The sequence below is a fragment of the Streptomyces sp. H27-C3 genome (assembly GCF_030063415.1).
In the GTDB taxonomy this organism is placed as follows: Bacteria; Actinomycetota; Actinomycetes; order Streptomycetales; family Streptomycetaceae; genus Streptomyces.
Genome location: NZ_JASITA010000049.1, coordinates 1 through 24753, shown reverse-complemented (window position 1 = coordinate 24753; position 24753 = coordinate 1). Strand labels below are relative to the sequence as shown.

23 protein-coding genes are annotated in these 24753 nt (G+C 68.5%); 14 read left to right on the top strand and 9 right to left on the bottom strand.

The features are described 5' to 3' along the window. Window positions 1-132: 132 nt before the first annotated feature. The 8 genes from QMK30_RS33280 to QMK30_RS33245 all read left to right on the top strand — a co-directional run bounded on the left by QMK30_RS33280 (window position 133) and on the right by QMK30_RS33245 (window position 8075). On the top strand, window positions 133-828 hold the full coding sequence (locus QMK30_RS33280; protein WP_283522065.1) for an antibiotic biosynthesis monooxygenase family protein: 696 nt from the start codon (window positions 133-135) through the stop codon (window positions 826-828). Between the two features lie 141 nt (window positions 829-969). Next, the gene (locus tag QMK30_RS33275) at window positions 970-1947 is read left to right on the top strand and encodes an SRPBCC family protein (RefSeq protein ID WP_283522064.1); all 978 of its coding nucleotides are present in this window, start codon (window positions 970-972) and stop codon (window positions 1945-1947) included. 23 nt (window positions 1948-1970) lie between these two features. Next, window positions 1971-3482 (top strand): FAD-dependent monooxygenase, encoded by a 1512-nt coding sequence (locus QMK30_RS33270; protein ID WP_283522063.1) that lies wholly within the window; start codon window positions 1971-1973, stop codon window positions 3480-3482. Then, entirely contained in the window at window positions 3482-4972 is a 1491-nt protein-coding gene (locus QMK30_RS33265; RefSeq protein WP_349362137.1) for an FAD-dependent monooxygenase, read from the top strand. Before QMK30_RS33270 ends, QMK30_RS33265 begins: the two co-directional genes overlap by 1 nt. A gap of 59 nt (window positions 4973-5031) precedes the next feature. Further along, window positions 5032-5904, top strand: coding sequence for an alpha/beta fold hydrolase (locus tag QMK30_RS33260; protein ID WP_283522093.1), 873 nt, complete (start codon window positions 5032-5034; stop codon window positions 5902-5904). Between the two features lie 69 nt (window positions 5905-5973). Continuing rightward, window positions 5974-6177, top strand: a complete 204-nt coding sequence (locus QMK30_RS33255) for a hypothetical protein (RefSeq protein ID WP_283522061.1) — start codon at window positions 5974-5976, stop codon at window positions 6175-6177. Between the two features lie 69 nt (window positions 6178-6246). Beyond that, complete coding sequence (locus tag QMK30_RS33250; RefSeq protein WP_283522060.1) at window positions 6247-7806, top strand: acyl-CoA carboxylase subunit beta; 1560 nt, start codon at window positions 6247-6249, stop codon at window positions 7804-7806. 20 nt (window positions 7807-7826) lie between these two features. After that, complete coding sequence (locus QMK30_RS33245) at window positions 7827-8075, top strand: acyl-CoA carboxylase subunit epsilon (RefSeq protein WP_283522059.1); 249 nt, start codon at window positions 7827-7829, stop codon at window positions 8073-8075. 66 nt (window positions 8076-8141) lie between these two features. Here QMK30_RS33245 and QMK30_RS33240 read toward each other — a convergent pair whose 3' ends face one another. The 8 genes from QMK30_RS33240 to QMK30_RS33205 all read right to left on the bottom strand — a co-directional run bounded on the left by QMK30_RS33240 (window position 8142) and on the right by QMK30_RS33205 (window position 15738). Next, the gene (locus tag QMK30_RS33240; protein WP_283522058.1) at window positions 8142-8945 is read right to left on the bottom strand and encodes a 4'-phosphopantetheinyl transferase family protein; all 804 of its coding nucleotides are present in this window, start codon (window positions 8943-8945) and stop codon (window positions 8142-8144) included. Beyond that, on the bottom strand, window positions 8942-9883 hold the full coding sequence (locus tag QMK30_RS33235; RefSeq protein WP_283522057.1) for an aromatase/cyclase: 942 nt from the start codon (window positions 9881-9883) through the stop codon (window positions 8942-8944). The genes QMK30_RS33240 and QMK30_RS33235 overlap by 4 nt, the downstream gene beginning before the upstream one ends. Before the next feature lie 60 nt (window positions 9884-9943). After that, the gene (locus tag QMK30_RS33230; RefSeq protein ID WP_283522092.1) at window positions 9944-10729 is read right to left on the bottom strand and encodes an SDR family NAD(P)-dependent oxidoreductase; all 786 of its coding nucleotides are present in this window, start codon (window positions 10727-10729) and stop codon (window positions 9944-9946) included. 66 nt (window positions 10730-10795) lie between these two features. After that, entirely contained in the window at window positions 10796-11065 is a 270-nt protein-coding gene (locus QMK30_RS33225; RefSeq protein WP_283522056.1) for a phosphopantetheine-binding protein, read from the bottom strand. A gap of 11 nt (window positions 11066-11076) precedes the next feature. Further along, window positions 11077-12312, bottom strand: a complete 1236-nt coding sequence (locus QMK30_RS33220) for a ketosynthase chain-length factor (RefSeq protein ID WP_283522055.1) — start codon at window positions 12310-12312, stop codon at window positions 11077-11079. Continuing rightward, window positions 12309-13580: a beta-ketoacyl-[acyl-carrier-protein] synthase family protein gene (locus QMK30_RS33215; protein ID WP_283522054.1), complete on the bottom strand. Its 1272-nt coding sequence runs from the start codon at window positions 13578-13580 to the stop codon at window positions 12309-12311. Before QMK30_RS33215 ends, QMK30_RS33220 begins: the two co-directional genes overlap by 4 nt. After that, window positions 13577-13906 (bottom strand): TcmI family type II polyketide cyclase, encoded by a 330-nt coding sequence (locus QMK30_RS33210; RefSeq protein WP_283522053.1) that lies wholly within the window; start codon window positions 13904-13906, stop codon window positions 13577-13579. The genes QMK30_RS33215 and QMK30_RS33210 overlap by 4 nt, the downstream gene beginning before the upstream one ends. A gap of 1127 nt (window positions 13907-15033) precedes the next feature. Continuing rightward, window positions 15034-15738, bottom strand: a complete 705-nt coding sequence (locus tag QMK30_RS33205) for a response regulator transcription factor (RefSeq protein ID WP_283522052.1) — start codon at window positions 15736-15738, stop codon at window positions 15034-15036. Between the two features lie 1232 nt (window positions 15739-16970). On the opposite strand from QMK30_RS33205, the gene QMK30_RS33200 reads away from it, so the two are divergent. From QMK30_RS33200 to QMK30_RS33190, 3 genes are all read left to right on the top strand, one after another. Beyond that, on the top strand, window positions 16971-17225 hold the full coding sequence (locus QMK30_RS33200; protein WP_283522051.1) for a hypothetical protein: 255 nt from the start codon (window positions 16971-16973) through the stop codon (window positions 17223-17225). 442 nt (window positions 17226-17667) lie between these two features. Beyond that, a complete protein-coding gene (locus QMK30_RS33195) occupies window positions 17668-18786 on the top strand; it encodes a sensor histidine kinase (protein WP_283522050.1) in 1119 nt (372 codons plus the stop codon). Then, entirely contained in the window at window positions 18783-19457 is a 675-nt protein-coding gene (locus tag QMK30_RS33190; RefSeq protein ID WP_283522049.1) for a response regulator, read from the top strand. The genes QMK30_RS33195 and QMK30_RS33190 overlap by 4 nt, the downstream gene beginning before the upstream one ends. A gap of 100 nt (window positions 19458-19557) precedes the next feature. Here the strand turns inward: QMK30_RS33190 and QMK30_RS33185 are convergent, their stop codons facing one another. Next, window positions 19558-19773, bottom strand: a complete 216-nt coding sequence (locus QMK30_RS33185; protein ID WP_283522048.1) for a hypothetical protein — start codon at window positions 19771-19773, stop codon at window positions 19558-19560. 726 nt (window positions 19774-20499) lie between these two features. Between QMK30_RS33185 and QMK30_RS33180 the strand changes: the two genes are divergently transcribed. The 3 genes from QMK30_RS33180 to rfbH all read left to right on the top strand — a co-directional run bounded on the left by QMK30_RS33180 (window position 20500) and on the right by rfbH (window position 24259). Next, window positions 20500-21645 carry a nucleotide disphospho-sugar-binding domain-containing protein gene (locus QMK30_RS33180; protein WP_349362136.1) on the top strand — a complete coding sequence of 382 codons (1146 nt, stop codon included), beginning with the start codon at window positions 20500-20502 and terminating at the stop codon, window positions 21643-21645. Between the two features lie 70 nt (window positions 21646-21715). Continuing rightward, entirely contained in the window at window positions 21716-22879 is a 1164-nt protein-coding gene (locus QMK30_RS33175; RefSeq protein ID WP_283522046.1) for a DegT/DnrJ/EryC1/StrS family aminotransferase, read from the top strand. A gap of 60 nt (window positions 22880-22939) precedes the next feature. Then, window positions 22940-24259: a lipopolysaccharide biosynthesis protein RfbH gene (gene rfbH / locus QMK30_RS33170; RefSeq protein WP_283522045.1), complete on the top strand. Its 1320-nt coding sequence runs from the start codon at window positions 22940-22942 to the stop codon at window positions 24257-24259. Window positions 24260-24753: the final 494 nt, after the last annotated feature.

The window sequence follows — 24753 nt, the reverse complement described above, 5'->3', positions numbered from 1 at the left end:
GAAGAGCTCTGTGGTTCGCCCGGCAACTCTGAAATATCAACATCGATACTGAACCGGGGAGCCTTCACTGGTACCGAATGGGCTGCGATGCTCGTGGCGTTCCGAAAATTCGAAACCGGAAGAGGCGCAATAATGCCGAAGATCGCAGCCGATGGCCGACACCTGACCGTCCTCAACCTGTTCTCGACCGACACGGATGAGAAGCAGGTAAAACTACTCGCGGCGATGAGCGAAATCGTCAACTCCGCGGCGTACGACGGCTGGATTTCCAGCACGGTCCACGCAGGCCAGGGCAAGCCGGGAACTGCCAACTTCATTCAGTGGCGCAGCACCGAGGATCTCGAGGCCCGCTACTCGGGTGAGGAGTTCAAGCACCGGACGCTCCCGCTGTTCGGTGAGATCACCACCTCGATCCGGCTGCTCCAGAACGAGGTCGTGTTCACCCAGCAGAAGCCGGAGCTCGGCGGCGTCACCGAAATCTCCCCGGATCGCGACGACTGCACCGCTATCGAACTGTTCGGGGTCGAGGAGTCCGACCAGGACGACCTCGTCGACGCTCTCGGCCGTTCTCAGGAGTGGCTGCTGCAGGTCCCCGGCTACCGCAGCCACACCGTTCTCAAGGGCCTGCGCGCCCGCGGGCTCGAGGGCATGTTCGTCGTCGTCTACTCGCAGTGGGACGACCAGGAGGCCTACGACGCCTTCACCGCTCAGCCGCAGTCCGAGCGCCCGGTGGAGCGCCAGAAGGTCGACGCCCGCGTAACGGCCCTGCAGACCTGGCAGGACAGCAACACCTACCGCGTAGTGCACACCCGCGCCGCAGGCGAGTGATCCGCAGGGCGCGTCCGTGCACAGAACTCCGCGCGCGGACGCGCTGACGCGGTCGCCCCGCCGCCGGATCCCTCGCGCCGGCGGCGGCCCGTCGAGACCGGCCTGCTCACTTCCCGCCTCATCGATCAGGAGACAGCCAGCATGGGAAACCTGGAAAGGATAGGACATCTGGACTATGCGGACATGCACCAGGTCATGCACGCGACAGACGTCGCGGTCCCGGCGGAAGACGTTCTCCGCCTGCTCGCCGAGACCGGGAACTGGACCTGGATCTTCCCCTCGGTCGTCGACATCGTGCACGAGGACGCCCCCGAGGCCGAGGACCGGCTTCGGATCGTCGAGGCCACCGCTGGCGGGCCGCGCAGCCGGACGATCCGCCGGGTCGTCGAACCCGACACATGGCAGATGCACTTCGAGGATCTGACGTGCGCGGCACCGTTCGCCGGGCTGGGCGGCGTCTGGACCATCGAACGCCACGGCGCGGGCGCGTCGCGGGTGCGGCTGGAGCACAAGTTCGCGGCGAGCGGCACCGGTCAGGCGGGGGTGGAACGGGCGCGGGCCGAGGCCCGGGAAAAGGGCCGCAGTGAGTTGGCGGCGTTGAAGACGAATGTGGAGTTCGCGCACGCCACGCAGGAAGCGACGTTCTCGTTCGAGGACTCGGTCCTCGTCAACGGCACCGCCGAGGACGCCTACGCGTTCATCAACGACGCCCACCTGTGGGCCGACCGGCTCCCCCACGTCCACACCGTCCACCTCACCGAGGAAACCCCCGGCCTCCAAACCCTCGTCATGGACACCCAGGCCAAGGACGGATCGATCCACACCACCAAGTCCTACCGCGTCACCACCCCCCACCACCGCATCTCCTACAAACAGATCACCCTCCCCGCCCTCCTCGACCACCACACCGGCACCTGGACCTTCCACCCCACACCCCACGGCGTCACCGTCACCAGCCAGCACACCGTCACCATCAAAACCACCAACATCACCAACATCCTCGGCCCCCGCGCCACCCTCGACGACGCCAGGAAATACGTCCACACCGCCCTGTCCACCAACAGCCAAGCCACCCTCGACCACGCCAAGAACCACACCGAGAACAGACAACACCCATGAGCGGCGGTCCGGGTCCTGCGAACATGACCGCAGACGTCCTCGTGGTCGGGGCGGGTCCGGCCGGGCTGACGCTCGCCGCGGAACTGCGGCTGGGCGGCGCCGGGGTGGTCGTCGTCGACGAACGTCCGGGGCCGACCACCGAATCCCGGGCGTCCACCCTGCACGCCCGCACCATGGAGATCTTCGACTCCCGCGACTGGACGAAGCACCTCGGACAGCCGCCGCGCGAGACACGCGGCCACTTCGGAGGGCTGCCGTTGGACCTGGCACTGCCCAGCACCCATTCCGGGCAGTGGAAGGTCGCCCAGACCCGCACCGAGGAGATGCTGCAGGAGGTGGCCGCCGGGCTGGGAGCCGACCTGCGCCGCTCGCACCGGCTGGTCTCCGTGACGGCCGCCGACGGAGAGGTGGCGGCTGAGACGGTCGGCCCGCGGGGAAGGCTGCGGATCCGCGCGCGCTATCTGGTCGCCTGCGACGGCGAGGACAGCACCGTACGGCGGTTGACCGGGGCGGACTTCCCTGGCCGGGACGCCACCCGTGAGCTGCTGCGCGCCGACGTGTCCGGGGTGGACGTCGCCGACCGGCGGTTCCAACGGCTGGAGCACGGGCTCGCGATTGCCGCGACCAGGCACGGCACGACCCGGGTGATGGTCCACGAGTTCGGCCGGCCACCGGGTGTCCGGGACGGCACCGCGCCCGACTTCGCCGAGGTGTGCAGCGCCTGGAAGCGCGTCACGGGCGAGGACATCAGCCACGGGACACCGTTGTGGCTCAACGCGTTCGGCGACGCCAACCGCCAGCTCTCCCGATACCGGCACGGACGGGTGCTCTTCGCCGGGGACTCCGCGCACCGGCAGATGCCCAGTGGCGGCCAGGCCCTCAACCTGGGCATCCAGGACGCCTTCAACCTCGGTTGGAAGCTGGCCGCAGTGGTCCGTGGAACGGCAGGCGACGACCTGCTCGACAGCTACCACACCGAACGCCACGCCGTGGGACGGGACGTCCTGGCCAACATCCGGGCCCAGGGCCACCTACTGCTCGGCGGGCCGGAGGTCGAGCCGACCCGCGTCCTGCTCAGCGAGCTCCTGACTCTGCCCGGTGTCCAGGAACACTGGGCGGGAATGATCAGCGGCCTCGGCATCCGCTACGCCATGGGCGCCGGTGAGCACGCTCTGCTGGGACGGCGGCTGCCCGACCTCCCGCTGCGCCCGCGGACGCCCGGCGCCCCGCGGCGGACCACGGAGCTCCTGCGGGCCGGCAACGGGGTGCTGTTCCTCCTGGACTCGGACGAGGCCGTCACCTTGGCAGCGGTCGCCGCGCCCTGGGCCGGCCGAGTCGTCGTCTGCGACGCCCCTCCGGCGGAAGAGGTCGGGGCGACCGCGGGTCGCGCACTCCTGGTTCGTCCGGACGGATACGTCGGCTGGGCGGGCATCCGCCCGGACGGCCTGCGCGCGGCGCTGCGCCGCTGGTTCGGCACGCCTGCACCCGGCCCCGGCCGGTCCGGAGCATTCACTCACACACCGAGGCGCAGGTAATGCGCGTTGAAGGGACTCTCATGAAAGCGAAGATGGACGCAGACGTCGTCATCATCGGGGCGGGCCCGGCCGGGCTGATGCTGGCCGGGGAACTCAGGCTGGGCGGCGCGCACGTCATCGTCGTCGAGCGGCTTGAGCGGCCCACCGGGCAGTCGCGCGGACTGGGCTTCACCGCCCGCGCCCTGGAGTCGTTCGAGCAGCGGGGGCTCGTCCCTCGATTCGGGGCCGTCGAGACCAGTCCGATGGGCCACTTCGGCGGGATCGTCTTCGACTACACCGTGTTGAAGGACGCGCACTTCGGAGCTCGCGGGATCCCGCAGTCCCAGACCGAGGCGGTGCTGGAGGAGTGGGCCGGCGAACTCGGTACGGACATTCGCCGCGGCTGGGAATTCCGTGCCCTGGAACAGGACGACGACGGCGTGTCGGTCGCCGTGGCGGGTCCCGGCGGCGAGCACCGGCTGCGCGCCCAGTTCCTGGTGGGCGCCGACGGCGGGCAGAGCACGGTCCGCGCGGCCGCGGGCTTCGCGTTCCCCGGCACGTCGGCGACCCGTGGCATGTACCTCGCCGACGTGGTGGGCTGCCAGGTCAAGCCGCGCCCCCTGGGCGAGCGGCTGCCCGGCGGCATGGTGATGGCCGCGCCGCTGGCCGAAGGGATCGACCGCATCATCGTCTGCGAGCACGGCGCCCCGCCGGCCGACCGCGGCGAGACAACGGAGTTCGCCGAGATCGCGGCCGCCTGGCAGCGCCTCACCGGTGAGGACATCTCCCACGGCCACGGCGACTGGGTCAGCACCTTCACCGACGCCACCCGCCAGGCCAGTGAGTACCGCCGCGGCCGGGTCCTGCTCGTCGGGGACGCCGCGCACATCCATCTCCCCGCAGGCGGGCAGGGGCTGAGCACCGGAGTCGAGGACGCGGCCAACCTCGGCTGGAAGCTGACCGCCACGGTCCGGGGCACAGCGCCCGACGGGCTGCTCGACACCTACGAGGGCGAACGCCACCCGGTGGGTGCCCGGTTGCTGATGAACACCCGCGCCCAGGGCATGGTCTTCCTCGGCGGCCCCGAGGCCGACCCGCTTCGCGACATGTTCGGCGAACTGCTCGGCCTCGACCAGGTCAAGCGGCACTTGGCCGGTGTGGTCAGCCACCTCGATGTCGCGTACGACCTCGGCGGGCACCCCCTGGCCGGGCGCAGGATGGCTGCGGAGGTCCTGAACACGGCCGGTGGGCAGGTGAGCACCCCTGACCTGCTGCACGCGGCCCAGGGCTGCCTGCTCGACCTCGCGGACAACCCGGAACTTCGTGCGGTCACGGCAGGATGGAAGGACCGCGTCGTCAGCGTGACCGGGACGCCACAGGACGAAGAGGCCTACAGTGGCGCCACCGCGCTGCTGGTCCGCCCCGACGGGTACATAGCCTGGGCGGGCGACGACTCCGACGGCCTGGAGGCCGCCCTGCGCCGCTGGTTCGGTGCCCCGGACGTCGCGTGAGCGCCCCGATTGCCGAATCCGGGCATCCGGCCCTGCCCGGCTACCCGGTGTCCCACGGCGTGCACCCGGTGTCGCTGCCGGCCGGCGACCTCACGCTGTCCGCACTCCTCGCCGTACCGGACGGGCCGCCGCGGGGCACGATCGTGGCGGTGCACGGCGGCGGGACGAGCGCCGCGTACTTCGACGGGCAGGCCCACCCTGACGTGTCCCTGCTCACGCTCGGCGCCCGGCTTGGGTACACCGTGGTCGCGGTCGACCGTCCTGGCTACGGCGCGTCCGCGGCCCAGTTGCCGGGCGGCCAGACGCTCACCGAGCAGGCCACGGCGCTGCGTATGGCGCTGAGGCACCTCGGGGACCACTGCGGCACCGGCACCGGGATGTTCATGCTCGCGCACTCGTTCGGCGGCAAACTGGCCCTGGCCTACGCTGCCGGGGCGGACGAGCGGGACTCGTCCCTGCCGGCCCTGCTGGGGCTCGACATCTCCGGACTCGGCCACACCTATCTCGACGACCCGAGCCAGTTCCTGGGCGCGAACCGGCACAGCGGCTGGAAGCGGAACTGGGGCGCACTGCGCTACTACCCGCCGAACACCTTCCGCGAAGCCGACACCATGGTCGGGCCGATGCCCGTACACGAGCGGACGGAGGCCGGGCGTTGGCCACTCCGGTTCGCCGAGCTGGCCGGACGGGTACGGGTCCCGGTGCGACTGACCTTCGCCGAGTGCGAGTTGTGGTGGCGGAACGACGAGGAGTCCCTGACCGACCTGGCCGCGGGCTTTACCGCGGCACCCCTCGTTCGCGTCGACCGCCAACCGGGCGCGGGCCACAACATCAGCCTCGGCTGGGCCGCCCGCGCCTACCACCTGCGAGCAGTCGCGTTCTTCGAGGAGTGCCTCGGCCGGCAGGCCGCCGGCGCGTCGGCGGCCTCCTGAACCCGTGCGGGCCGGACGACGCATCCTGACGCGGCCGCCGCTCGCCGCCCGGGTGTCCTTCGTCAGCGAGTGGTCGGTCCCGCCCTCACAGGCGCGTTGATCACCGGCCTCGGCCCGGGGCCCGTCATGCCGGTCGGCACGGCGCGCTACGCCACCACCAAGGCGGTGCTGTGTCTGATGCGGCCCGGCGAGATCACCGGCTCCCCGCTGTCGGCCGGCGCGCGCCCCGGGTTGCCGACGGGCCGTCGTCTCCGCGCGGCCGACTCCGCTTGATCCTGACGCCGATCCGCCGAAGGCGGCAGACCGCGCCTCCCCGACCGACCTCCAGGAAAGGAAGACCTCGTGCCACCAGAAAAACAGAAGGATCGACTCACAGACCTGGCCGAGCGGAGGCAGCTGGCCCGCGACGGTGCCGACCCCCGAGCCACCGAACGGCAGCATGCCAAAGGCAAACTGACCGCCCACGAGCGCATCGCACTGCTCGTGGACAAGGGCAGTTTCAGCGAGGTCGAGATGCTGCGTGTGCACCGGGCGACCGGCTTCGGGATGGAGCAGAAGAAGCCGAGCGGTGACGGCGTCGTCGCGGGCTGGGGCACCGTCGAGGGCCGCACGGTCTTCGTCTACGCGCACGACTTCCGCTTCTTCGGCGGCGCGCTGGGCGAGGCCCACGCCGCCAAGATCCACAAGCTGATGGACATGGCCATCGCCGCCGGGTGCCCCATCGTCTCGCTCAACGACGGTGCGGGCGCCCGCATCCAGGAAGGCATCTCCGCGCTGGCCGGCTACGGCGGGATCTTCGAGCGCAACACCCGGGCCTCGGGCGTCATCCCGCAGATCTCGGTGATGCTCGGCCCCTGCGCCGGCGGCGCCGCCTACTCTCCGGCCTTGACCGACTTCGTCTTCGCCGTCCGCGAGATCTCGCAGATGTTCATCACGGGGCCCGACGTGGTCCGGGCCGTCACAGGGGAGGAGATCAGCCAGAACGGCCTCGGCGGAGCCGACGTGCACGCCGAGACCTCGGGTGTCGTCCACTTCGTCCACGACACCGAGGAGGCGTGCCTGGAGGAGGTCCGCTACCTGCTGTCCATGCTGCCCGCCAACAACCGGGAGCTGCCGCCGTCCGTCGCCACCGACGACCCGGCCGACCGCGTCGGAGAGGACCTCCTCGACCTGGTGCCCACAGAGGGCAACCGCTCCTACGACATCCGCTCGGTCATCGAGAAGATCGTCGACGACGGCGACCACTTGGAGGTGCACGCGGCCTGGGCGCCGAACATCGTCTGCGTGCTGGCCCGGATCGACGGCCAGACGGTGGGAATCGTCGCCAACCAGCCGGCGGCCATGGCCGGTGTCCTGGACATCAAGGCGAGCGAGAAGGGCGCACGGTTCGTCCAGTTCTGTGATGCCTTCAACATCCCCCTGGTCACGCTGGTCGACGTCCCCGGATTCCTGCCGGGCGTGGACCAGGAGCACGAAGGCATCATCCGGCGCGGCGCCAAGCTCCTGTACGCCTACTGCAACGCGACGGTGCCGCGGGTCTCCGTGGTGCTGCGCAAGGCCTACGGCGGCGCGTACATCGTGATGGACTCGCGCTCCATCGGCGCGGACATCGCGTTGGCCTGGCCCACGAACGAAATCGCCGTCATGGGCGCGGAGGGCGCCGCGAACGTGGTCTTCCGGCGGGAGATCGCAGCCGCGGAGGACCCCGAGGCCATGCGCCGGCAGAAGATCGACGAGTACACGCGGGAGCTCGTCCACCCGTACTACGCCGCCGAGCGCGGCCTGATCGACGAGGTGATCGATCCGCGCGAGACCCGGTCCGTCCTGTCCAGGTGCCTCGCGATGCTCACCAGCAAGCACTCCGACCTGCCGCGCCGCAAGCACGGCAACCCACCCCAGTGACCGAAGGAGGTGCGCTGAGCGTGCCCGAGATCCCGACCGACCAGCCGCTGTTGAAGGTCGTGCACGGTAACCCCTCTCCCGAGGAGCTGGCTACCCTCGTCGCCGTCCTCCTGGCCCGGACCGGCGGAGCCGGTGAGGGCCAGGACGGCCCGGCGGCCCGCTGGAGGCAGGCAGACGTCCCTTGGCGGCGCCCGGAGCGGATCACCGGATTCGACGGGCCGCGCAGCTGGAGGACCGAACGCTGGGCGGTCACCGCCGCACGGCGGTGACCGAAGGAGGGAGAGGGGTAGGGGCCGCGGAAGAATCCGCGGCCCCTACCCCTCTCAGGAATACCGTCAACCCGCTGGAGCGGTGACCTGTTCCGCCGGCGGCAGCACGGTCCGGAGCACAGGCACGATGCCCCTGATCCGCTCTACGGCGTCGGGGGCGTGCAGGAGACCGGCCGGCAGCACCCGCATGGCGATCCGGTGGCCCCCGGAACCTGGCACGGCCACCGCACCGGCATGGGACGAGCACAGCGGCAGGTCGCCGACGGCCCAGCCCTCCGGGCGCTCGCCGAGCCCGGACTCGCCCAGGTAGTCCAGGCTGGGCCTGCGGGCCAGCCCTGTCCCCAGCCCTTTCAAGTACGCCTCCTTGCGTGTCCACAGACGGCAGAACGCGCGGGTCCGGTCCCGCTCGGGGATCCCGGACAGCTCGTCCCGCTCGGCGGGATGCAGGGCCGGGAGGCAGGCGTCCGCCGTCGCGGCCGTGGGCATCCCCTGGACGTCCGCGCCCACGCGCCCCCGGGCCACTGCCAGAAGCGCCAGGCCCCGGCTGTGCGAAAGAGAGAACTGAGGGGCTCCGGGCACCCCCAGGATCACCGGGCGGCCGTGCCGGCCACCCTCGGCATTGTGGCGCACGCCCGCGATGGCCAGCCGGCCCGGTGCGATGCCGGTGTACGCCGACAGGATCCGGCGCAGCCCGACATGCGCCGCGATGTAGAGCAGGCGGTCCCCCGGCCGGCGGTAGGCCGCGGCCCGCCTCCGCTCGGACCCGTCGAGCTCACCGCTCTGAACGTATGGGGACGCCTCCGGCGGCGGGATCAGCCACACGTCCAGCTCGCCCCTCCCGACCGCTAAGGCGCCCGCCGTCGGCGTCATGGGTGTTGTCTGTTCTCGGTGTGGTTCTTGGCGTGGTCGAGGGTGGCTTGGCTGTTGGTGGACAGGGCGGTGTGGACGTATTTCCTGGCGTCGTCGAGGGTGGCGCGGGGGCCGAGGATGTTGGTGATGTTGGTGGTTTTGATGGTGACGGTGTGCTGGCTGGTGACGGTGACGCCGTGGGGTGTGGGGTGGAAGGTCCAGGTGCCGGTGTGGTGGTCGAGGAGGGCGGGGAGGGTGATCTGTTTGTAGGAGATGCGGTGGTGGGGGGTGGTGACGCGGTAGGACTTGGTGGTGTGGATCGATCCGTCCTTGGCCTGGGTGTCCATGACGAGGGTTTGGAGGCCGGGGGTTTCCTCGGTGAGGTGGACGGTGTGGACGTGGGGGAGCCGGTCGGCCCACAGGTGGGCGTCGTTGATGAACGCGTAGGCGTCCTCGGCGGTGCCGTTGACGAGGACCGAGTCCTCGAACGAGAACGTCGCTTCCTGCGTGGCGTGCGCGAACTCCACATTCGTCTTCAACGCCGCCAACTCACTGCGGCTGTTCTTGTCGACCGCCTGGTCGATCCAGAGCAGTTCGTGCGGGTCATCGTCGATGGCGCTGTATGCGTGAAGCAGGCGCACCCGGGACTCGTTCGGGCTCAGCTGCTCGACGATCCAGGTGCCGCTCATCGCTGCCACCGGCGGGGTGGTGACCTCTTGCCGGAACACGATGCGCAGCGCCTCGCTGTCCAGTTCGCGGCGCGAGGTCCAGTGCTTGGGCTCTCCGTTGGCCGACGCCCAGATGCGGATCCGCTCCTGGGTGTCATCACCGTCCATCTTCTCCACGAAGATGGTGGGCGGGAAGATTCGCGGCCAGTTCTCCACTTCCGCCAGCAGGCGGTACACAGTCAGCGGAGGTGCCGCGATGGTGATCTCGTGCTCGACCTCACGGGTCGTCATGGGTGGCTTCCTTGTCTCGGTTGCGGTGCGGCATCCGGCCGGGGCGGACGGGGGGAACCGTCAGAAGTTGCCGAGTCCGCCGCAGACGTTGATGGCCTGTGCGGTGATCGACGCAGCGGCGTCGGAGGCGAGATAGGCGACCATGCCGGCCACCTCGTCGGGAGTGGAGTAGCGACCCAGCGGGATCTTCGCCTGGAACTTCTCGAGGATCGCGTCCTCGGTGGTTTCGTAGGCGGCGGCATACCCGGCGCGCACGCGCGCGGCCATCGGCGTCTCGACATATCCGGGGCAGACGGCGTTCACGGTGATACCGGTCGGCGCGAGCTCATTGCCGAGGGCCTTGGTGAAACCGACCACGCCGTGCTTGGAGGCCGAGTAGGGGGCGCCCAGGACGACACCCTGCTTGCCCGCGGTCGACGCGATGTTGATGATGCGCCCACGACTCCTGTACCGCATGCCGCCGGTGTTGAGGGCTTCCTTGGTCAGCCTGAAGACGCTATTGAGGTTCGTGTTGATCACGTCGGCCCATAGCTCCTCCTCGATATCGGCCGTGACCCCGCCGCCGGACCGGCCGGCGTTGTTCACCAGGACGTCGACGCCCCCGAAGCAATCGACGGCGGACTGGATGAAGGCGGCGGCCGAAGCCGTGTCGCACACGTCGAGGACGGCTCCGTCGGCGTCGAAGCCCTCTTCCTGCAAGGCCTTGACGGTCGCGGTGACATTCCCGGCATCGCGCGCGCCGATGAACACCCGGTGCCCGGCGGCGGCCAGCGCGCGGGCCGCGGCGAGGCCGATGCCGCTCGTGGCGCCCGTGACAACAGCGACGGGCTTCTCCTGCGAAGACATCATCTTCCTTCCTGAGGGCACTGCGGTTGGGAACTGCGGGTGCGGGAGACCCACCGGATCACCTGGTCAGGCCGCTGCGGCCGACGTGCGGCTGGCGTTGACGGCTTCGATCAGCGTGCGGGGCGTGTGCTCGACAGCCAGGACGTCGTCGTTCAGCGAGACGCTGTACTCCCGTTCGATGCGGCTGCCGGTCTCCAGCAGGGCCAGCGATTCGTAGCCCAGTGCCTCGAAGGTCGCGTCGATGATGTCCTCGTCGACGCCGACCGTCTCGTCCGCGCCGGCGGCCTCGCGCAGGATCCGCTTGAGGTCGGCGAGTGTGAATTCCTGTACAGACAAGGTTCTTCTCCTTAGTGGGATGACTTGTTCCGGCACGCGGATGAGCGGAGCACGACGACGGAGTTGAAGCCCCCGTGACCGCGCGCCACGACCACCGCGGTGCACAGCTCGGCGGCGCGCGGCTGACCGACGACCAGGTCGAGCCCGTACTCCGCGTCCGGGTCGATGTTCACCGTCGGCGGGATGAGACCCTCCTGGAAGGCGAGGAGCGCGGTGGCGAGGTCCAGCGGCGCACCGCCGGAGTACAGCCGCCCGGTCGTCGTCTTGGGGACGGTGACGGGGACGCCGTTCGTGCCGAAGACCGCGCGCAGCGCCTCGGCCTCGGCCGCGTCCAGGTCGGGGAGCCCCGCACCGTCGGCGAACACGACGTCGACATCCCCGGGATCGGTGCCGGCGTCGGCCAGGGCGCGTTCTATGGCCTTGCGCAGACCGGGCTCCCGTCCGGTCCCCGGCTTCGGGTCGAACGTCGCACCGTAACCGGCGATCTCCCCGTAGATCCGCGCGTTCCGGGCCCGTGCCGCGGCCTCGTCCTCCAGGATGAGGATGGCCCCGCCCTCGCCCGGCACATGGCCTGCCGCCTCCGGGTCGAAGGGCAGGTACGCCCGAGCCGGATCGTCCACGGTGCTGAGCCTGCCGCTGGTCAGTTGAGCCACCCAGCCCCACGGGCACAGGGACGCGTCCACGCCTCCGGAGACGACCAGAGGGGTGCCCTTGCGGATCAGCCGCCTCGCATGGGCGACCGCGTCCAGACCGCCGGCCTGGTCGCTGACGACCACGCTGCTCGGGCCCTTCATGCCGTTGCGAATGGAGATCTGGCCGCTGTTGACGGCGTAGAACCAGGCGAAGGACTGGTACGCGCTGACGTACTGGCTTCCCTTGCTCCACAGGTTCTGCAGCTCGCCCTGGCCGAACTCGAACCCGCCGGACGCGCTGGACGTCACGACGCCCATCTCGAAACCCGGCCGTTCGGTGGGCAGGACCCCGGCGTCAGCGAGCGCCCAGTCGGCGGCGACAAGCCCGAGCCGGGTAATCCGGTCGGTCTGCGGCAGCAGCCGGTTGGGCAGGTACTCCTCTTCTCGGAAGCCGGGTATCTCGCCGGCCAGGCGGGACGGGTACTGCGTCGGGTCGAAGCGGGTGAGCCGGCCGATGCCGCTCTTGCCGACCCGCACCGCGGACCAGTAGTCCTGCGCGCCGAGCCCATTGGGTGCGACGACTCCCAGGCCTGTCACCACCACGGAAGCGGTCATGCCGCGCTCCTTTCCGGCTTGACGAGCACCATGGCGCTCTGGAAGCCGCCGAACCCGCTGCCCACCTTCAGCACCGCGTCGGTGAGCTGTTCGCGGGCTATGAGCGGCACGTAGTCCAGGTCGCATTCAGGGTCGGGGGTGTGCAGATTCGCCGTCGGCGGCACCACGTTGTGGGTCATCGCGAGCACGGAGGCGGCGATCTCGATGGAGCCGATGGCACCGAGCGAGTGGCCGACCATCGACTTGATCGAGCTCACGGGGGTCCGGTAGGCGTGGTGGCCGAGGCTCCGCTTGTAGGCCGCGGTCTCGTGCCGGTCGTTCTGCTTGGTTCCGGAGCCGTGCGCGTTGATGTAGTCGATGTCGGTCGGATTCAGACGCGCCTCGTCGAGCGCGACGCGGATGGCCTCGGCCATCTCCACGCCGTCGGGACGCAAGCCCGTCATGTGGTAGGCGTTGCTCCGCGTCGCATACCCGCCGACCTCCGCGTAGATCCGGGCGCCGCGGCGGCGGGCGCTTTCGAGCTCCTCGACGACGAAGAACGCCGAGCCCTCGCCGAGGACGAAGCCGTTCCGGGTGTTGTCGAAGGGACGGGAAGCCCGTTCCGGGGCGTCGTACCGCGGCGTGGTCGCCTTGATCGCGTCGAAGCATGCCGCGGTGATCGGGGAGATCGGTGCGTCCGAAGAGCCGGCGATCATGATGTCGGCGGATCCCTCGCGGATCAGCTCGACCGCGTAGCCGATCGAGTCGATGCCCGAGGTGCAGCCCGTTGAGATCACCGTGTTCGGCCCTTGGGCCCCCACGGCCCAGGCCACCTCGGCCGCGAACGAGCTCGGGACGAGGTAGTTGTACAGATGCGGGACGGCGTACTCGTAGTCGACCAGTTCGAGCCGTCCGGCGTCGCTGACGATCCGGTATTCCTCGTCCAGGCCCATGGTCGCGCCGACCGCGCTGCCGACCGTCACACCGACGCGGTAGGGGTCGTGAGCGTCGAGGTCGAGGCCGCTGTCGGCGAGCGCGCCGCGCGCGGCGACCACCGCGAACTGCGCGGCACGGTCCATACGCCGGACCTCCTGTGGGCTCAGCCCATGTGCCTCAGGATCGAAGTCGACCTCCGCAGCCACCCGGGAGCGGAAGGGAGCCGGGTCGAAAAGGGTGATCTGCCGGGTGGCGGTGCGCCCCTCGCTCAGCAGATCCCAGAAGGCGTCGACCCCGATGCCACCGGGGGCCAAGACCTCGATGCCCGTGAGAACCGCGCGTCGCCCGGTCACGCCGTGGCCTCCCAACGGTAGAACCGTTCGGCCATCGCGTCTGCGGGCGAACGCCAGGTCGTCGGGTCGTAGGCCTCGATGAAGGGCTTGAGGTCCTCGCTGATGCCGACGAAGCGGGGGTCGGTCTTCGCCTGCTCGATCAGCCGACCACCGTTGTCCTCGTCAAAGTCCTGGAGGTGGAAGTACAGGCCCCGGTAGGAGAACAGCTGCCGGCGCCGGGTTCCCATCCGGTGCGGCATCTCCGTACGGTCGAACTCGGTGAACAGCTTGGCCACGTCGTCACTTGCCGCCGGATCCATCCGGGCCACGATCAAAGTGCTGTGCATGATCTTCTTCTCCTAGTCTTCTGTCTCGCAAATGACGGCGCTGGCTGCGAGGGCTGCACCTGACTGGGCGGTCATGCCGAGTACGGCGCCGGATCGGCACGCTTTGACGGGCTGCTTCATCTACATCACCTCCTGGAGGATGACCGGGTCGCCTTCCGCGACCGGCTGCACGTACCTCGTCCGTCACACGGACATGGAGCGATTCACCGCGATCTCACCTCGGTTGACGACAAGAGTGTTGTGCAGTTGGGATATTTCGCTGGTCGGCCTGCGGGAAGTCGAAATAGCTACTCCGTAACGACGTTCTGGACCGGCTCGACCATTTTTCTTCGCCGCGTAACGAACCAACAAGGTGGCCAGCCATAAATCATGACTGTAAATTTCAGGCTTTCAGCAGCCGTCTGCGGCCGCCTTCAGGCCTGTGTCAGAGGAAAGAAAAGTCCGGGACGCCCAGAAATGCTGTGGATCCCCTCCCGCGTGGGTGAGCCCTAAGGCCCTCCGTCGGGCCTTGGCGTTCGCGCGCGCTCGATCAGACCGCTGCTTATGCCGACCGTCAGGACGGCGCGGTAGTGCAGCGGGGGAGGGACTCGGCTGGGGAGAACACGGCGCGCGGGGGTCTCTTGAGGCGCCGGACGCGGTGCATGCGACGGTCGGCAACGACCGTGATCCAGGCAGGGGTGGCGGAGGGCCGGTCGGCGGGGACGGCTTCGCTCCTCCACAGAGTGCGGCTGGAGTTGACCAACGCCTGCGCGATATCGGCAGCGTCGAGGTCGCGACGGCCGCGGTTTCGACGTGCGCGGCGCCCGGTGTCGATGTCTCGGTGGCTCAGGCCACGTAAAACGTGTACATGCCCCGCCCTGCGCCCGGGCGCGTGCGAGGAGGTCTCGGCGGTCCCGGTCGGCACCGCTCCGCGCTGAGGTGGCAGAGAGCAGCCGATCCGGCGCGTCCTCGCCCCGGCCAGTCCGCCCGTCGCGGTCGGTCCGCGACACAGGCCCGTATGGCCGGGCCCGCTGTGCGCCGGGAGGCCCGTGTCGGTGCGGCGAATCCGGCACCGCCCGGAAGGGCCGGCCGCGGGGCATTCGTCCGGGCCGGGCGGCGCTCGCCCCAAAGGGTCGCGCCGGGGTGCGTCAGGCCTGGCCCAGCCGGAAGCCCACACCCCGGACCGAGATGACCCACTCACTGGATCCCAGCTTGCCCCGCAGGCTGCTCACATGCGTGTCGATGGTGCGCCGGGACCAGGAGTCACCCCAGACCTGGGCCATGATCTGCCTGCGCGGGACGACATCACCGCTGCGCGACGCGAGCAGGTACAGCAGGTCGAACTCCTTGCGGGTCAGTTCGACGACCTCCCCGTCGACCGTGACCTCCCGCGCACCGGCGTCGACCTTCAGCCGGCCGTGGACCAGAACTTCCGCGATCGGAGGCGCGGGCTTGACGCGGCGCATCACCGCGTCGATCCGCGCCATCAACTCACGGAAGCCGTAGGGCTTGACCAGGTAGTCATCGGCGCCGGCCTGCAGGCCGAGCACCTTGTCCAGCTCGGTCGCCCTGGCTGTGACGGCGATGACCGGGATGCCGCTGGCCGACCGGATGTCCCGGCAGACCTCCAAGCCGTCCAGGTCCGGGAGTTCGAGGTCGAGGAGCACGAGGTCAGCGTCGTCGAATATCTGAAGGGCTTGGGAACCCGTGCTGGCCCGGTCGACCTGGTAGCTGTGCCGTCTCAGACCTCGAACCAGGAGTTCGGCGTCGCCGGCGTGACTCTCCACCACCAGGATGCGCAACCTGTCCCTCTCCACAGGTCCCGCCACTACCGCCGTTTCGCTAGCCGCCATCTCTCAGGTTTCCTTTCCACTCCGAAGTGTGCGAGCCGTTTGCTCGGCACAAGGTGGTACAGCCGGCCACACCGCAGCAGAACGAAAGGCGTCGGCACGGGTCCTGGAATGAAAGATCTAGTATCGGCAATACCTACGGGCAGGCCGTCGATTATCATGCGCCAACGGCGCTATATCCCGATCTGTGCGTTCGAAAACGGACAGTCAAGGGCTTCAGGTCCGTAGCGAGCGACACCCCGTGGCGCTACGTCCCTCTTCCGCACTGCAACCGCGCCGGCGCGTGTGCGCTCTCTCACGCGGGAGGAAATGGATCACGGCGCCTGGAAGGCGCTTTAAAGGTCAACCCGTCTTCAGTGAAATGCCGACGGCTCGGACTGATGGTGATCGGGACCCGCAGGCGGGACACGATGCCGGGCATTCCCTCGCGTTCGACGGTCTCCGATCGACGCCAACCGGGTCGATCGACGCCCGAAGCGAAGTCGCCCTGGCCCAGTTGCTCGGACGTCCTCAGCCCCGAGCGGACGGCCGCCTGGCCCACATCAGGACCGAGGTAGCACGGTGGATCGTCGAGAGCCCGGCCGTCGGAGCTCGCAGCGATGCCAACAGCCGGGACTCCGTAGCGGCGTTGAGGAACTTCCTCTTCTCGCTGTGGAACTGCGGCGCCGACTGCCCGGACCGACCGTCCACGAAGCTCGACCGGTCACCGCCACGGGCCCCCGCCCGCACCGCGCCAACCACTCGAAGAGGTCCTCTGTGCACGACATCCGTCCTGGTCAGGATCTGCCTCACGGGCACTTCGAGGAACCCGGACCGATGCCCCTCCTCGACCATCCGCTGTCGCGTCCGCGACCACGGCTTCGCATTCCACCCCACCGAGACGATCATCCCCCCGTCTGCTCGCCCTTGCCAGGGTCAGGCCCACCCGCCCCGCCCTCAAATGGTCAAGTATTTCGAACCTGTTATGCCCCAGCAAATCGAATCCAAGACGGTCCGGGCCATCGCTGCACTTGCGCCTTCGATTTGCACGCGCCGCCCGACGGGCGGCGACGGTGACACCTCGTCGAATTGCTGTCCGGGATCAGGCTGCTTCGTTCAACCCCTCATGGAGGGACGATATATGAGCAGCTCGCGGCACTTCAATGAATATGTTCCGCAAGGCACACCCCCATACCTCCAAAGCGGTAGGGCGGAGGTATGCATTCCTCCATGGCAGCAGGAATGCATTCTTCCACATGGCGACACTCTCCGTGCAGTCCCTTGCCCGACCTTCTTCCAGCCGATCGCGCGCCCTGGCCCTGCTCTCACCGTTGTGTGCCCTGGCCTTGGCCACGGTGGTGTCGCTCCAGGTCGGTCTGGCGGGCGCCACGGCCAATGAGTTCGGCGGCGACGGTGACCCGGGCGAGCAGCACCAGGGCGGTGAAGGAGATCCGGAGCGCAGGATGAGTCCGGCGACTGCGGAGACCCGCCTGATCGATGGAGTCTCGTAGCTCTACGGTGACGCGCCAGAACGTGAGCCGGCCGGGACGCGGCTGATCGTCCGGAAGGAACGCTCCTGCGCGGGAGCCCAGTTACTCATCATCCGTGCCGACGGACTACCGGCTGAGCAGTTCGCCACCAACACCACCACCAGCAGCTCGCGCCACGCGCACCGCACGACACCGCAGAGAACCGGAACCGTGAAATCCGGCGCGACTGGGGCTCTCAAGCCCACCCGCAACCTGCCGAACAAGTCGAAACGGTACGCCGGATGGACGGGCGAGTCGACACGAAGAATCTCACTGAGCGCCCTTGTAGCCAGATGCCCCATTATAGAATCTGAGTCGAACAAGATTTCTATGCTCTCTGGAGCGGGAGCCCTGCACATCCTGGACGCGGACCAGCGTCGTTTCCTCCGGAATGCCGCAGGAAACCGAGGAAAGGTTCTACCCAGTGTCCTCCCCGTCCGTTTCCCAGCCTCCCCCATCGCAGGACACAGACGCCGCGGCCGCCGTTCGCCAAGCCCACCTTGTCACCGAGGCCCTCACCGCCTATGCCGAGGCACTTGCCGCCGTCTCCTCGCCACTAGTCGCACACCCGGGCATCTGGGCACGCTGCCGAATGCAGGCCGAGCACATCCTGAACGAATGCATCGGCGCCCTGCTCACCGGAGACTTCCCGGAAAGCGGCGCAGACGCAGAATTCACGTCCCTCGCCGTGGTGTCGGACCGGGCCATCGGCCAGGTGTCGCCACTGGAATCCGTGCGCGCCGCCCAAATCCTCACGGATGTCGCACTGGACGTCCTGTCCGCAGAGGCCGCCCGTCTGCCGGCCGAATCCTCACTCGGGTGCCTGTCGCGGGCTGCCCGCATGCTCAGCCGCTCGGTGATGACCCGGCTCAGCGCGGGACGTATCGGCTATGAGGCCGCCACGCTGCGCAGCGTGGGCGATGCCAACGCGGCACACCGCATTCGACTCGGACGGGACCTCCATGACCATATCGGAACCAGTCTCAGCCTGGCCATAAGATACTTGGAACTCCACGAGGTGGAAAAGGAACTCAGCACTCCACCTGATCCCGCCCGCGATCGGATCGCCGAGGCCCTCGCGGTACTGAGCGACGCCGTCCGCTTCACTCGCACTATTGTGGGAGATCTGCGCCACGAGCCCCTTAACCGCTCCCTGAGCGAGGCGATCGACACCTACGCGCAGACGCTGGCCACCCCCACCACCGTCGTCGACTTCCAGGTCAAAGGGGACGAGTCATGGATTCCGGAATCGCACCGCCAAGAACTCTTCCTGATCATACGTGAGTGCCTGCACAACGCTCTGGCTCATTCCGGCGCCAGCCGCATCGTGGCCGAACTCCTCATCTCCCCAACCGCCTCCACCTGCACCGTCACCGACAACGGAGTCGGCATTGCCCCCCACCTGCCCGCTGGCAACGGCATCACCGCCATGCGTGAACGCGTCGCCTCTCTCAGCGGGCACTTCCGGTTGTCCTCCGTCCCCGGGCAAGGGACGCAGGCTCATATCCACATACCCCTGTCGAAAACGAGGTCCGCCGAGTGAGCGCACCCTCCGCCGTCCCGTTGCGCATTCTGGCGGCCGACGACCACTCCCTCCTGCGCGGCGCGTTGTGCGAACTCCTCGACCTTCACGCCGATCTGGATGTCGTCGCCCAGGCCGACTGCGGCGGAAGCGCTGTGGAACTCTCCGCATCCCAGCGCCCCGACATCGTTCTCCTTGACGTGGAAATGCCGGGCTCGGGACCCGTGCATACCATCCAGGAAATCCTGCGCGTCGCCCCCCATGCCCGCATCATCATGCTGTCCATGCACTCCGACCCTCACCTGGTCGCAGCCGTCCTGGACGCTGGTGCCGTCTCCTATCTCCACAAGGAAGTGGAGCGCGCCGTTCTCATTTCGGCCATCCAAAAGGCGGCCATAGGTGCCTCTATGACTTATCTCCCCCGCCCGTCAGTGACGCGTACCGCTCCCCTGACCCCTCGTGAGCACGAACTCATGCACTATGTCGCCCAAGCGTTGAGCAACCGCCAGATCGGAATCCAACTCGGCATCGCCGAAGGCACCGTCAAGCGGCACCTCCGCAACGTCTTCGCCAAGTTGGGTGCCACCTCCCGCCTCGACGCCGCCAATCGACTTCGTGAACTCCAGCAGAACTGCGGACCGCCCCGTTCCGGACAGGAAGGGCCAAGGCAACCACCACGGCCGATGTCGTGACGTTCCACGGCCGGTATGAAACTGGAGCACCCCAATTCTAACGTCACAGGTCAACGAGAACTGCTGGTTGTCCTCGAAGATGACGCGAAATAGGCGGCCACTATGGAGACACCGTACGGGCCGTCCCGCCGGCGGCATGTGTCCGCGACATGCCCGTGATCGTCATGGCGAACTGAGGGCCGATCGGCCAGGTCCTGCTCACCGCCGGCCAGACCGCCGATGTGCGCGTCGCGTCCGCGTGCGCGTCCGTCTCCGACAACGTCACCACCCGGACCTGCGGGAACGCCAGCCCGGTGCGCAGCCGTATCGAAGTCATCCAGACAGAAGCCGTCCGCCGCGGTGACCCGCATCCCCCGGTGGAACGGTCCCGCGCCTCCCGCCGGGGCCGTTCGGCAGCCGAACCTACGCAACACCGTCTCCAGGACCCGCGCCCCAAGACGCTGACGCGCCAGGGTGAACGAGGGACGTGAACGAGGACTTGTCCGAAATCTGGCCGCTCAGGCCCGGTGTCGAGCTGACCAGGTTCTCCGCCATCGTCGCAGGAGCCCTGAGGAAACTGAGCCGGCGCGAGCACGAAGTACACCATCAGCCCGGGGGAAACGCCCCGAGCCGCACGTGATGCGGACGATCCCGTCCGCGATGGAACCACGCCGGGCCAACGAGCGCCAGAACCCGCCCCACCGGAGCAAGCAACGGCATTGCCCCGCTCGGATGCCACCTGCGGAGAGACTCCCTCCGCAGGGCCGCTCCGGAGGGACTGCCTCCGCCATCCGGGCAGCAGCGCTCCGCATCGTCCCCGCGTCGACGTCTCCGTCGCGTTCAGGCGGCACACGAAGATCTTGGCGGAGCCGTCAGGTTGGCAGTCCCTCATCGGATCCAGGTTCGACGGGCACCACGATTTCAACCTGAATAACGTTCCTCGCACATAGTTGACGAATACCTGTATCGGCCCCTATTGACCCGCTCTTTCTATTCTTCCAGGATCTATATTCGAGCGGCGGTCGTGCCGCCGTCCTAGCGATAGGTGGATATTGTGCGGGTTATGGTTGCGTCCTCTCCGGGGGCCGGTCATGTGTTTCCCACGATCCCGACGGCCTGGGCTCTGAGGGCCGCTGGCCATGACGTCATCGTCGCGATGAGCGGGCACATCGGAAAGGCCGCCGAGGCCGGACTGCCCGTCGTGGACGTGTCACCGGGCGTCGACTACGACAAACTGCAGTACGAGTTCGCGGCGAACCACCCCCGGCTCCTGCTCAAGCCACGGAGCCTGCAGGAGGACGACGCCGACGACTTCCAGTTCGACGCCATCGCCGAACTGTTCGCCGAAGTCAGCGCCCCCACCGTCGACAACACCGTGGAGCTCGCACGGCGTTGGCGCCCGGATGTCATCCTCTACACGCCCTGCCACGGCACCGGGCCCCTGGTCGCGGCCGTGCTCGGCATCCCCGCCGTCATGCACGGTTTCAATGTCATCCTCGGATCCGAGATGACGGCCGCCATCGCCCGCCAGATGGCGCCTCACTTCGAGCGCTATGGGATAGACCCGAGCGCTGTCCGGCCCGACGTGATCCTCGACGTGGCGCCGCCCACTCTGCGCCGGACGTACAACGACTACGACACCGTCTGGCCGATTCGCTACCTCCCGTACAACGGCGGCGGCGTCCTCCCGGCCTGGCTCAGCGAGCCGCGCACCCGCCCACGGGTCACCGCGACCCTCGGCTCGACCGTCCCCGGGGCGAGCGGCATCAGCCCGCTCGGCACGCTCATCCAGGCCGCCGGCACCATCGACGCCGACTTCGTACTCGCCCTCGGCGGCGCCGACCTCACCTCGCTCGGCACCCTGCCGCCGAACGTCACCCCGGTTGATTGGATCCCGTTCAACGAGCTGCTCGCCGTCTCGGACGCCATAATCCACCACGGCGGCGGCGGGACGACTCTCACCACCTTCGCAGCGGGGATCCCCCAGTACGTACTCCCGCACGGCGCCGACAACTACGTCAACGCCAAGCTCGTCCGCACCCACGGGATCGGCGACGGCCTGATGCCCGACCAGCTCACCTCCGAGCGGCTTAACCACCTCATCAGCTACCAACCGATCCATGACAAGGCCGCGAGTATCGCGAACGAGATCCGGTCCCAGGAGCCGTTTGCCGCGCGCATCCCGCAGCTCGTCGACCTGGCGGGATGACCGCCACGCAAGCCCGCGCGCCACGGCCCGAGCGGACGGTGGACGTCGTGGCTCTGGTGAAAGGACCGTGATGATCAACCTGTTTCAACCCCAGCTGGGCGCGGCTGAACTCTCCGCGGTGGCCGATGTGTTCGACAGCCGATGGCTCGGCCACGGGCCGCGTACCACGGCGTTCGAGGCGGCCTTCGCCGAGCATCTGGGCGTGCCGGCGGACCGCGTCGTCTTCGTGAACTCGGGCACCTCCGGCCTGTTCCTCGCCATGGAGACGCTGGGACTCCGGCCGGGCGACGATGTGGTCTTGCCCTCGATGAGCTTCGTGGCCGCCGCGAACGCCGTCATGGCGTCCGGAGCCAGGCCGGTCTTCTGCGACGCACAGGTCCGCACGCTCAACCCGTCTCTCGAGGATATCGAGAAGGCGCTGACGCCCAGGACCAAAGCGGTGGTGGTGCTGCACTACGGCGGCTACCCCGGCGACATCGTCCGGATCACAGAACGCTGCCGGGAGCTCGGCATCGCGGTGATCGAGGACGCCGCCTGTTCGGTCGCCTCGTCGGTCGACGGCAAGAGAGTCGGTTCGTTCGGCGACATGGCCATGTGGAGCTTCGACGCCATGAAGATCATGGTGACGGGCGACGGCGGCATGTTCTACGCGCGGGACGCCGAGCAGGCTGCCCGCGCCCGGCGCCTCGCCTACCACGGTCTGGCGCAGCCGAGCGGCCTCGGAGCCGCCAAGGTGTCGCACCGCTGGTGGGAGCTGGATATCCCCGAAGTGGGCCGCCGGGTGATCGGTAACGACCTGACCGCGGCGATCGGCTCCGTGCAGCTGAGCCGTCTCGCGGAGCTGATCGGACGGCGGCGGGAGATCGTCGACCTGTACGACCGCGAACTCGCCGGGATCCCCGGACTGCTGCTACCTCCGCCACTGCCGGCGGGCCACGCGTCCTCCTACTACTTCTACTGGGTCCAGATGGACGCGGCGATACGCGACCAGGTCGCGAGCGAGCTGTTCGCCGCGGGCATCTACACGACGTTCCGCTACGCGACCCTGCACAAGGTGCCGGCCTACGGCTCCGACGCCGTGCTCCCCCAGTCCGACCACGCGGCGGGCCGAACGCTCTGTCTTCCCCTCCACCCCGGCCTTTCCGACGACGACGTACGAACCGTGGCAGCGCGCCTGGACGAGGCCATCAAGAAATGCCGAGCAGTAGGGAGTGCGGCCCATGTGCCGACCTGACGCGACCGAGCGCGGCCGCATCCCGCGCGGCGCAACTCCCAGGGAAAGGCAGGGAACACCATGAACGACGCCAAGGCCCGGATCCTGGAACAGGTGCTCGCGTACCACGGCTCCGCGGAGGACCAGCACGGATCGCCCCCCGCTCACTTCGTCCCCGGGGTCACCCCGATCTGGCCGTCCGGAGCGGTCTTCGACGCCGACGACCGAGTCGCGCTCGTCGAGGCCGCCCTGGACATGCGGATCGCCGCGGGCGTCAGTTCACGCAAGTTCGAGCGGAATTTCGCAAAGACGTTCAAACTCCGCAAGGCGCACCTGACGAACTCCGGCTCGTCGGCGAACCTGCTGGCCCTGACCGCCTTCACCTCCCCGCTGCTGGAGGACCGCCGGCTGGTGCCCGGCGACGAGGTGATCACCGTCGCGGCGGGGTTCCCCACCACGGTGAGCCCGATCGTCCAGAACGGGCTGATCCCGGTCTTCATCGACGTCGAACTGGGGACCTACAACACCACCCCGGAACGGATCGAGGCGGCGATCGGCCCCCGGACCCGGGCAATCATGATCGCCCATTCGTTGGGCAACCCGTTTGCCGCCGCGGAAGTGGCCCAGATCGCCTCGGACCACAACCTGTTCCTGATCGAGGACAACTGCGACGCCGTCGGCTCGACCTACCGCGGGAAGCCGACCGGCACCTTCGGTGACATTTCCACCGTCAGCTTCTATCCCGCCCATCACATCGCCATGGGCGAAGGCGGGTGCGTTCTGACGGACAACCTGGTGCTGGGGCGCATCATCGAATCGCTTCGCGACTGGGGGCGCGACTGCTGGTGCGAGCCCGGGGAGGACAACCGCTGCTTCAAGCGCTTCGACTACCAATTGGGCGACCTGCCCCACGGCTACGACCACAAGTACATTTTCTCCCATGTCGGCTACAACCTGAAGGCGACGGACCTACAGGGCGCTCTGGGCCTTACCCAGCTGGCCAAGCTCCCGGACTTCACCGCCGCACGGCGAGCCAACTGGCAGCGCCTGCACGACCGGCTCGCGGACACCCCCGGCCTGATCCTGCCCGTACCCACGCCCGACAGCGAGCCCAGCTGGTTCGGCTTCTGCCTGACCATCGACCCGGACGCTTCCTACACCCGCAAGGACATGGTCGAATTCCTGGACTCCCGCCGGATCGGAACACGCAGGTTCTTCGCCGGGAACCTCACCCGCCACCCCGCCTACGCCGGGGTGGCCCGCCGCATCCCCAGCCCACTGACCAACAGTGACCTGATTGCCGAGCACTCTTTCTGGGTGGGCGTCTTCCCCGGCCTCACCGAGGAAATGGTCGAATACGTCGCCGACTCCATCCACGAGTTCGCCATAAAGAACTCATGAGCTCCGGGACGGCGCGGTCGCCGACCGGCCGATCTACGTCGTCCGGGTGTGTCAAATTAACGGATCTGTCTCACTTGCGGTGGTGACGGACAGTCATACTACTGATGGGTGGGAGTCTTCGCTTCCGTGTCCGGGCTGGTTCTCGGGGTGCTGGTGCTGGACAAGCAGTGAGGATTTGCTGGTCACTGGGTGAGGATTAGCTGGTCAGGGAGATGGAGGCTCCAAGAGGGTAGGGTCTTTCTTGATCCTTTTCTGTTCGGGGTGGTGCTGCCCCGGTTGGACGAACTCGGCGTCACACCTGCTGAGGGCGGTGTCCAGGGCGAGGCGCGCGTCACCCATGAACTGCCGTCCCGGGCACGGGTCACCGCTCAGCCTCGATCCACCGCGTAGTGGTCGGGCTGTGGATGGAGAAATCAGAAGAGGTGCCCGCTGGCCTGGGATGATGGGAGTTCTTACGCTTCCATCAGACCCGAGCAAGAGGGCACCTGGTAAGT

What these genes read in the sequence shown, in the direction of transcription:
- QMK30_RS33235 (WP_283522057.1), bottom strand. Translation starts at nt 9,883, where the DNA reads ATGACGACCCGTGAGGTCGAGCACGAGATCACCATCGCGGCACCTCCG.
- QMK30_RS33240 (WP_283522058.1), bottom strand. Translation starts at nt 8,945, where the DNA reads ATGACGCCGACGGCGGGCGCCTTAGCGGTCGGGAGGGGCGAGCTGGAC.
- QMK30_RS33205 (WP_283522052.1), bottom strand. Translation starts at nt 15,738, where the DNA reads ATGGCGGCTAGCGAAACGGCGGTAGTGGCGGGACCTGTGGAGAGGGAC.
- QMK30_RS33180 (WP_349362136.1), top strand. Translation starts at nt 20,500, where the DNA reads ATGGTTGCGTCCTCTCCGGGGGCCGGTCATGTGTTTCCCACGATCCCG.
- QMK30_RS33185 (WP_283522048.1), bottom strand. Translation starts at nt 19,773, where the DNA reads ATGACTTCGATACGGCTGCGCACCGGGCTGGCGTTCCCGCAGGTCCGG.
- QMK30_RS33175 (WP_283522046.1), top strand. Translation starts at nt 21,716, where the DNA reads ATGATCAACCTGTTTCAACCCCAGCTGGGCGCGGCTGAACTCTCCGCG.
- QMK30_RS33275 (WP_283522064.1), top strand. Translation starts at nt 970, where the DNA reads ATGGGAAACCTGGAAAGGATAGGACATCTGGACTATGCGGACATGCAC.
- QMK30_RS33270 (WP_283522063.1), top strand. Translation starts at nt 1,971, where the DNA reads ATGACCGCAGACGTCCTCGTGGTCGGGGCGGGTCCGGCCGGGCTGACG.
- QMK30_RS33200 (WP_283522051.1), top strand. Translation starts at nt 16,971, where the DNA reads ATGGCGACACTCTCCGTGCAGTCCCTTGCCCGACCTTCTTCCAGCCGA.
- rfbH (WP_283522045.1), top strand. Translation starts at nt 22,940, where the DNA reads ATGAACGACGCCAAGGCCCGGATCCTGGAACAGGTGCTCGCGTACCAC.
- QMK30_RS33230 (WP_283522092.1), bottom strand. Translation starts at nt 10,729, where the DNA reads ATGTCTTCGCAGGAGAAGCCCGTCGCTGTTGTCACGGGCGCCACGAGC.
- QMK30_RS33265 (WP_349362137.1), top strand. Translation starts at nt 3,482, where the DNA reads ATGCGCGTTGAAGGGACTCTCATGAAAGCGAAGATGGACGCAGACGTC.
- QMK30_RS33220 (WP_283522055.1), bottom strand. Translation starts at nt 12,312, where the DNA reads ATGACCGCTTCCGTGGTGGTGACAGGCCTGGGAGTCGTCGCACCCAAT.
- QMK30_RS33210 (WP_283522053.1), bottom strand. Translation starts at nt 13,906, where the DNA reads ATGCACAGCACTTTGATCGTGGCCCGGATGGATCCGGCGGCAAGTGAC.
- QMK30_RS33280 (WP_283522065.1), top strand. Translation starts at nt 133, where the DNA reads ATGCCGAAGATCGCAGCCGATGGCCGACACCTGACCGTCCTCAACCTG.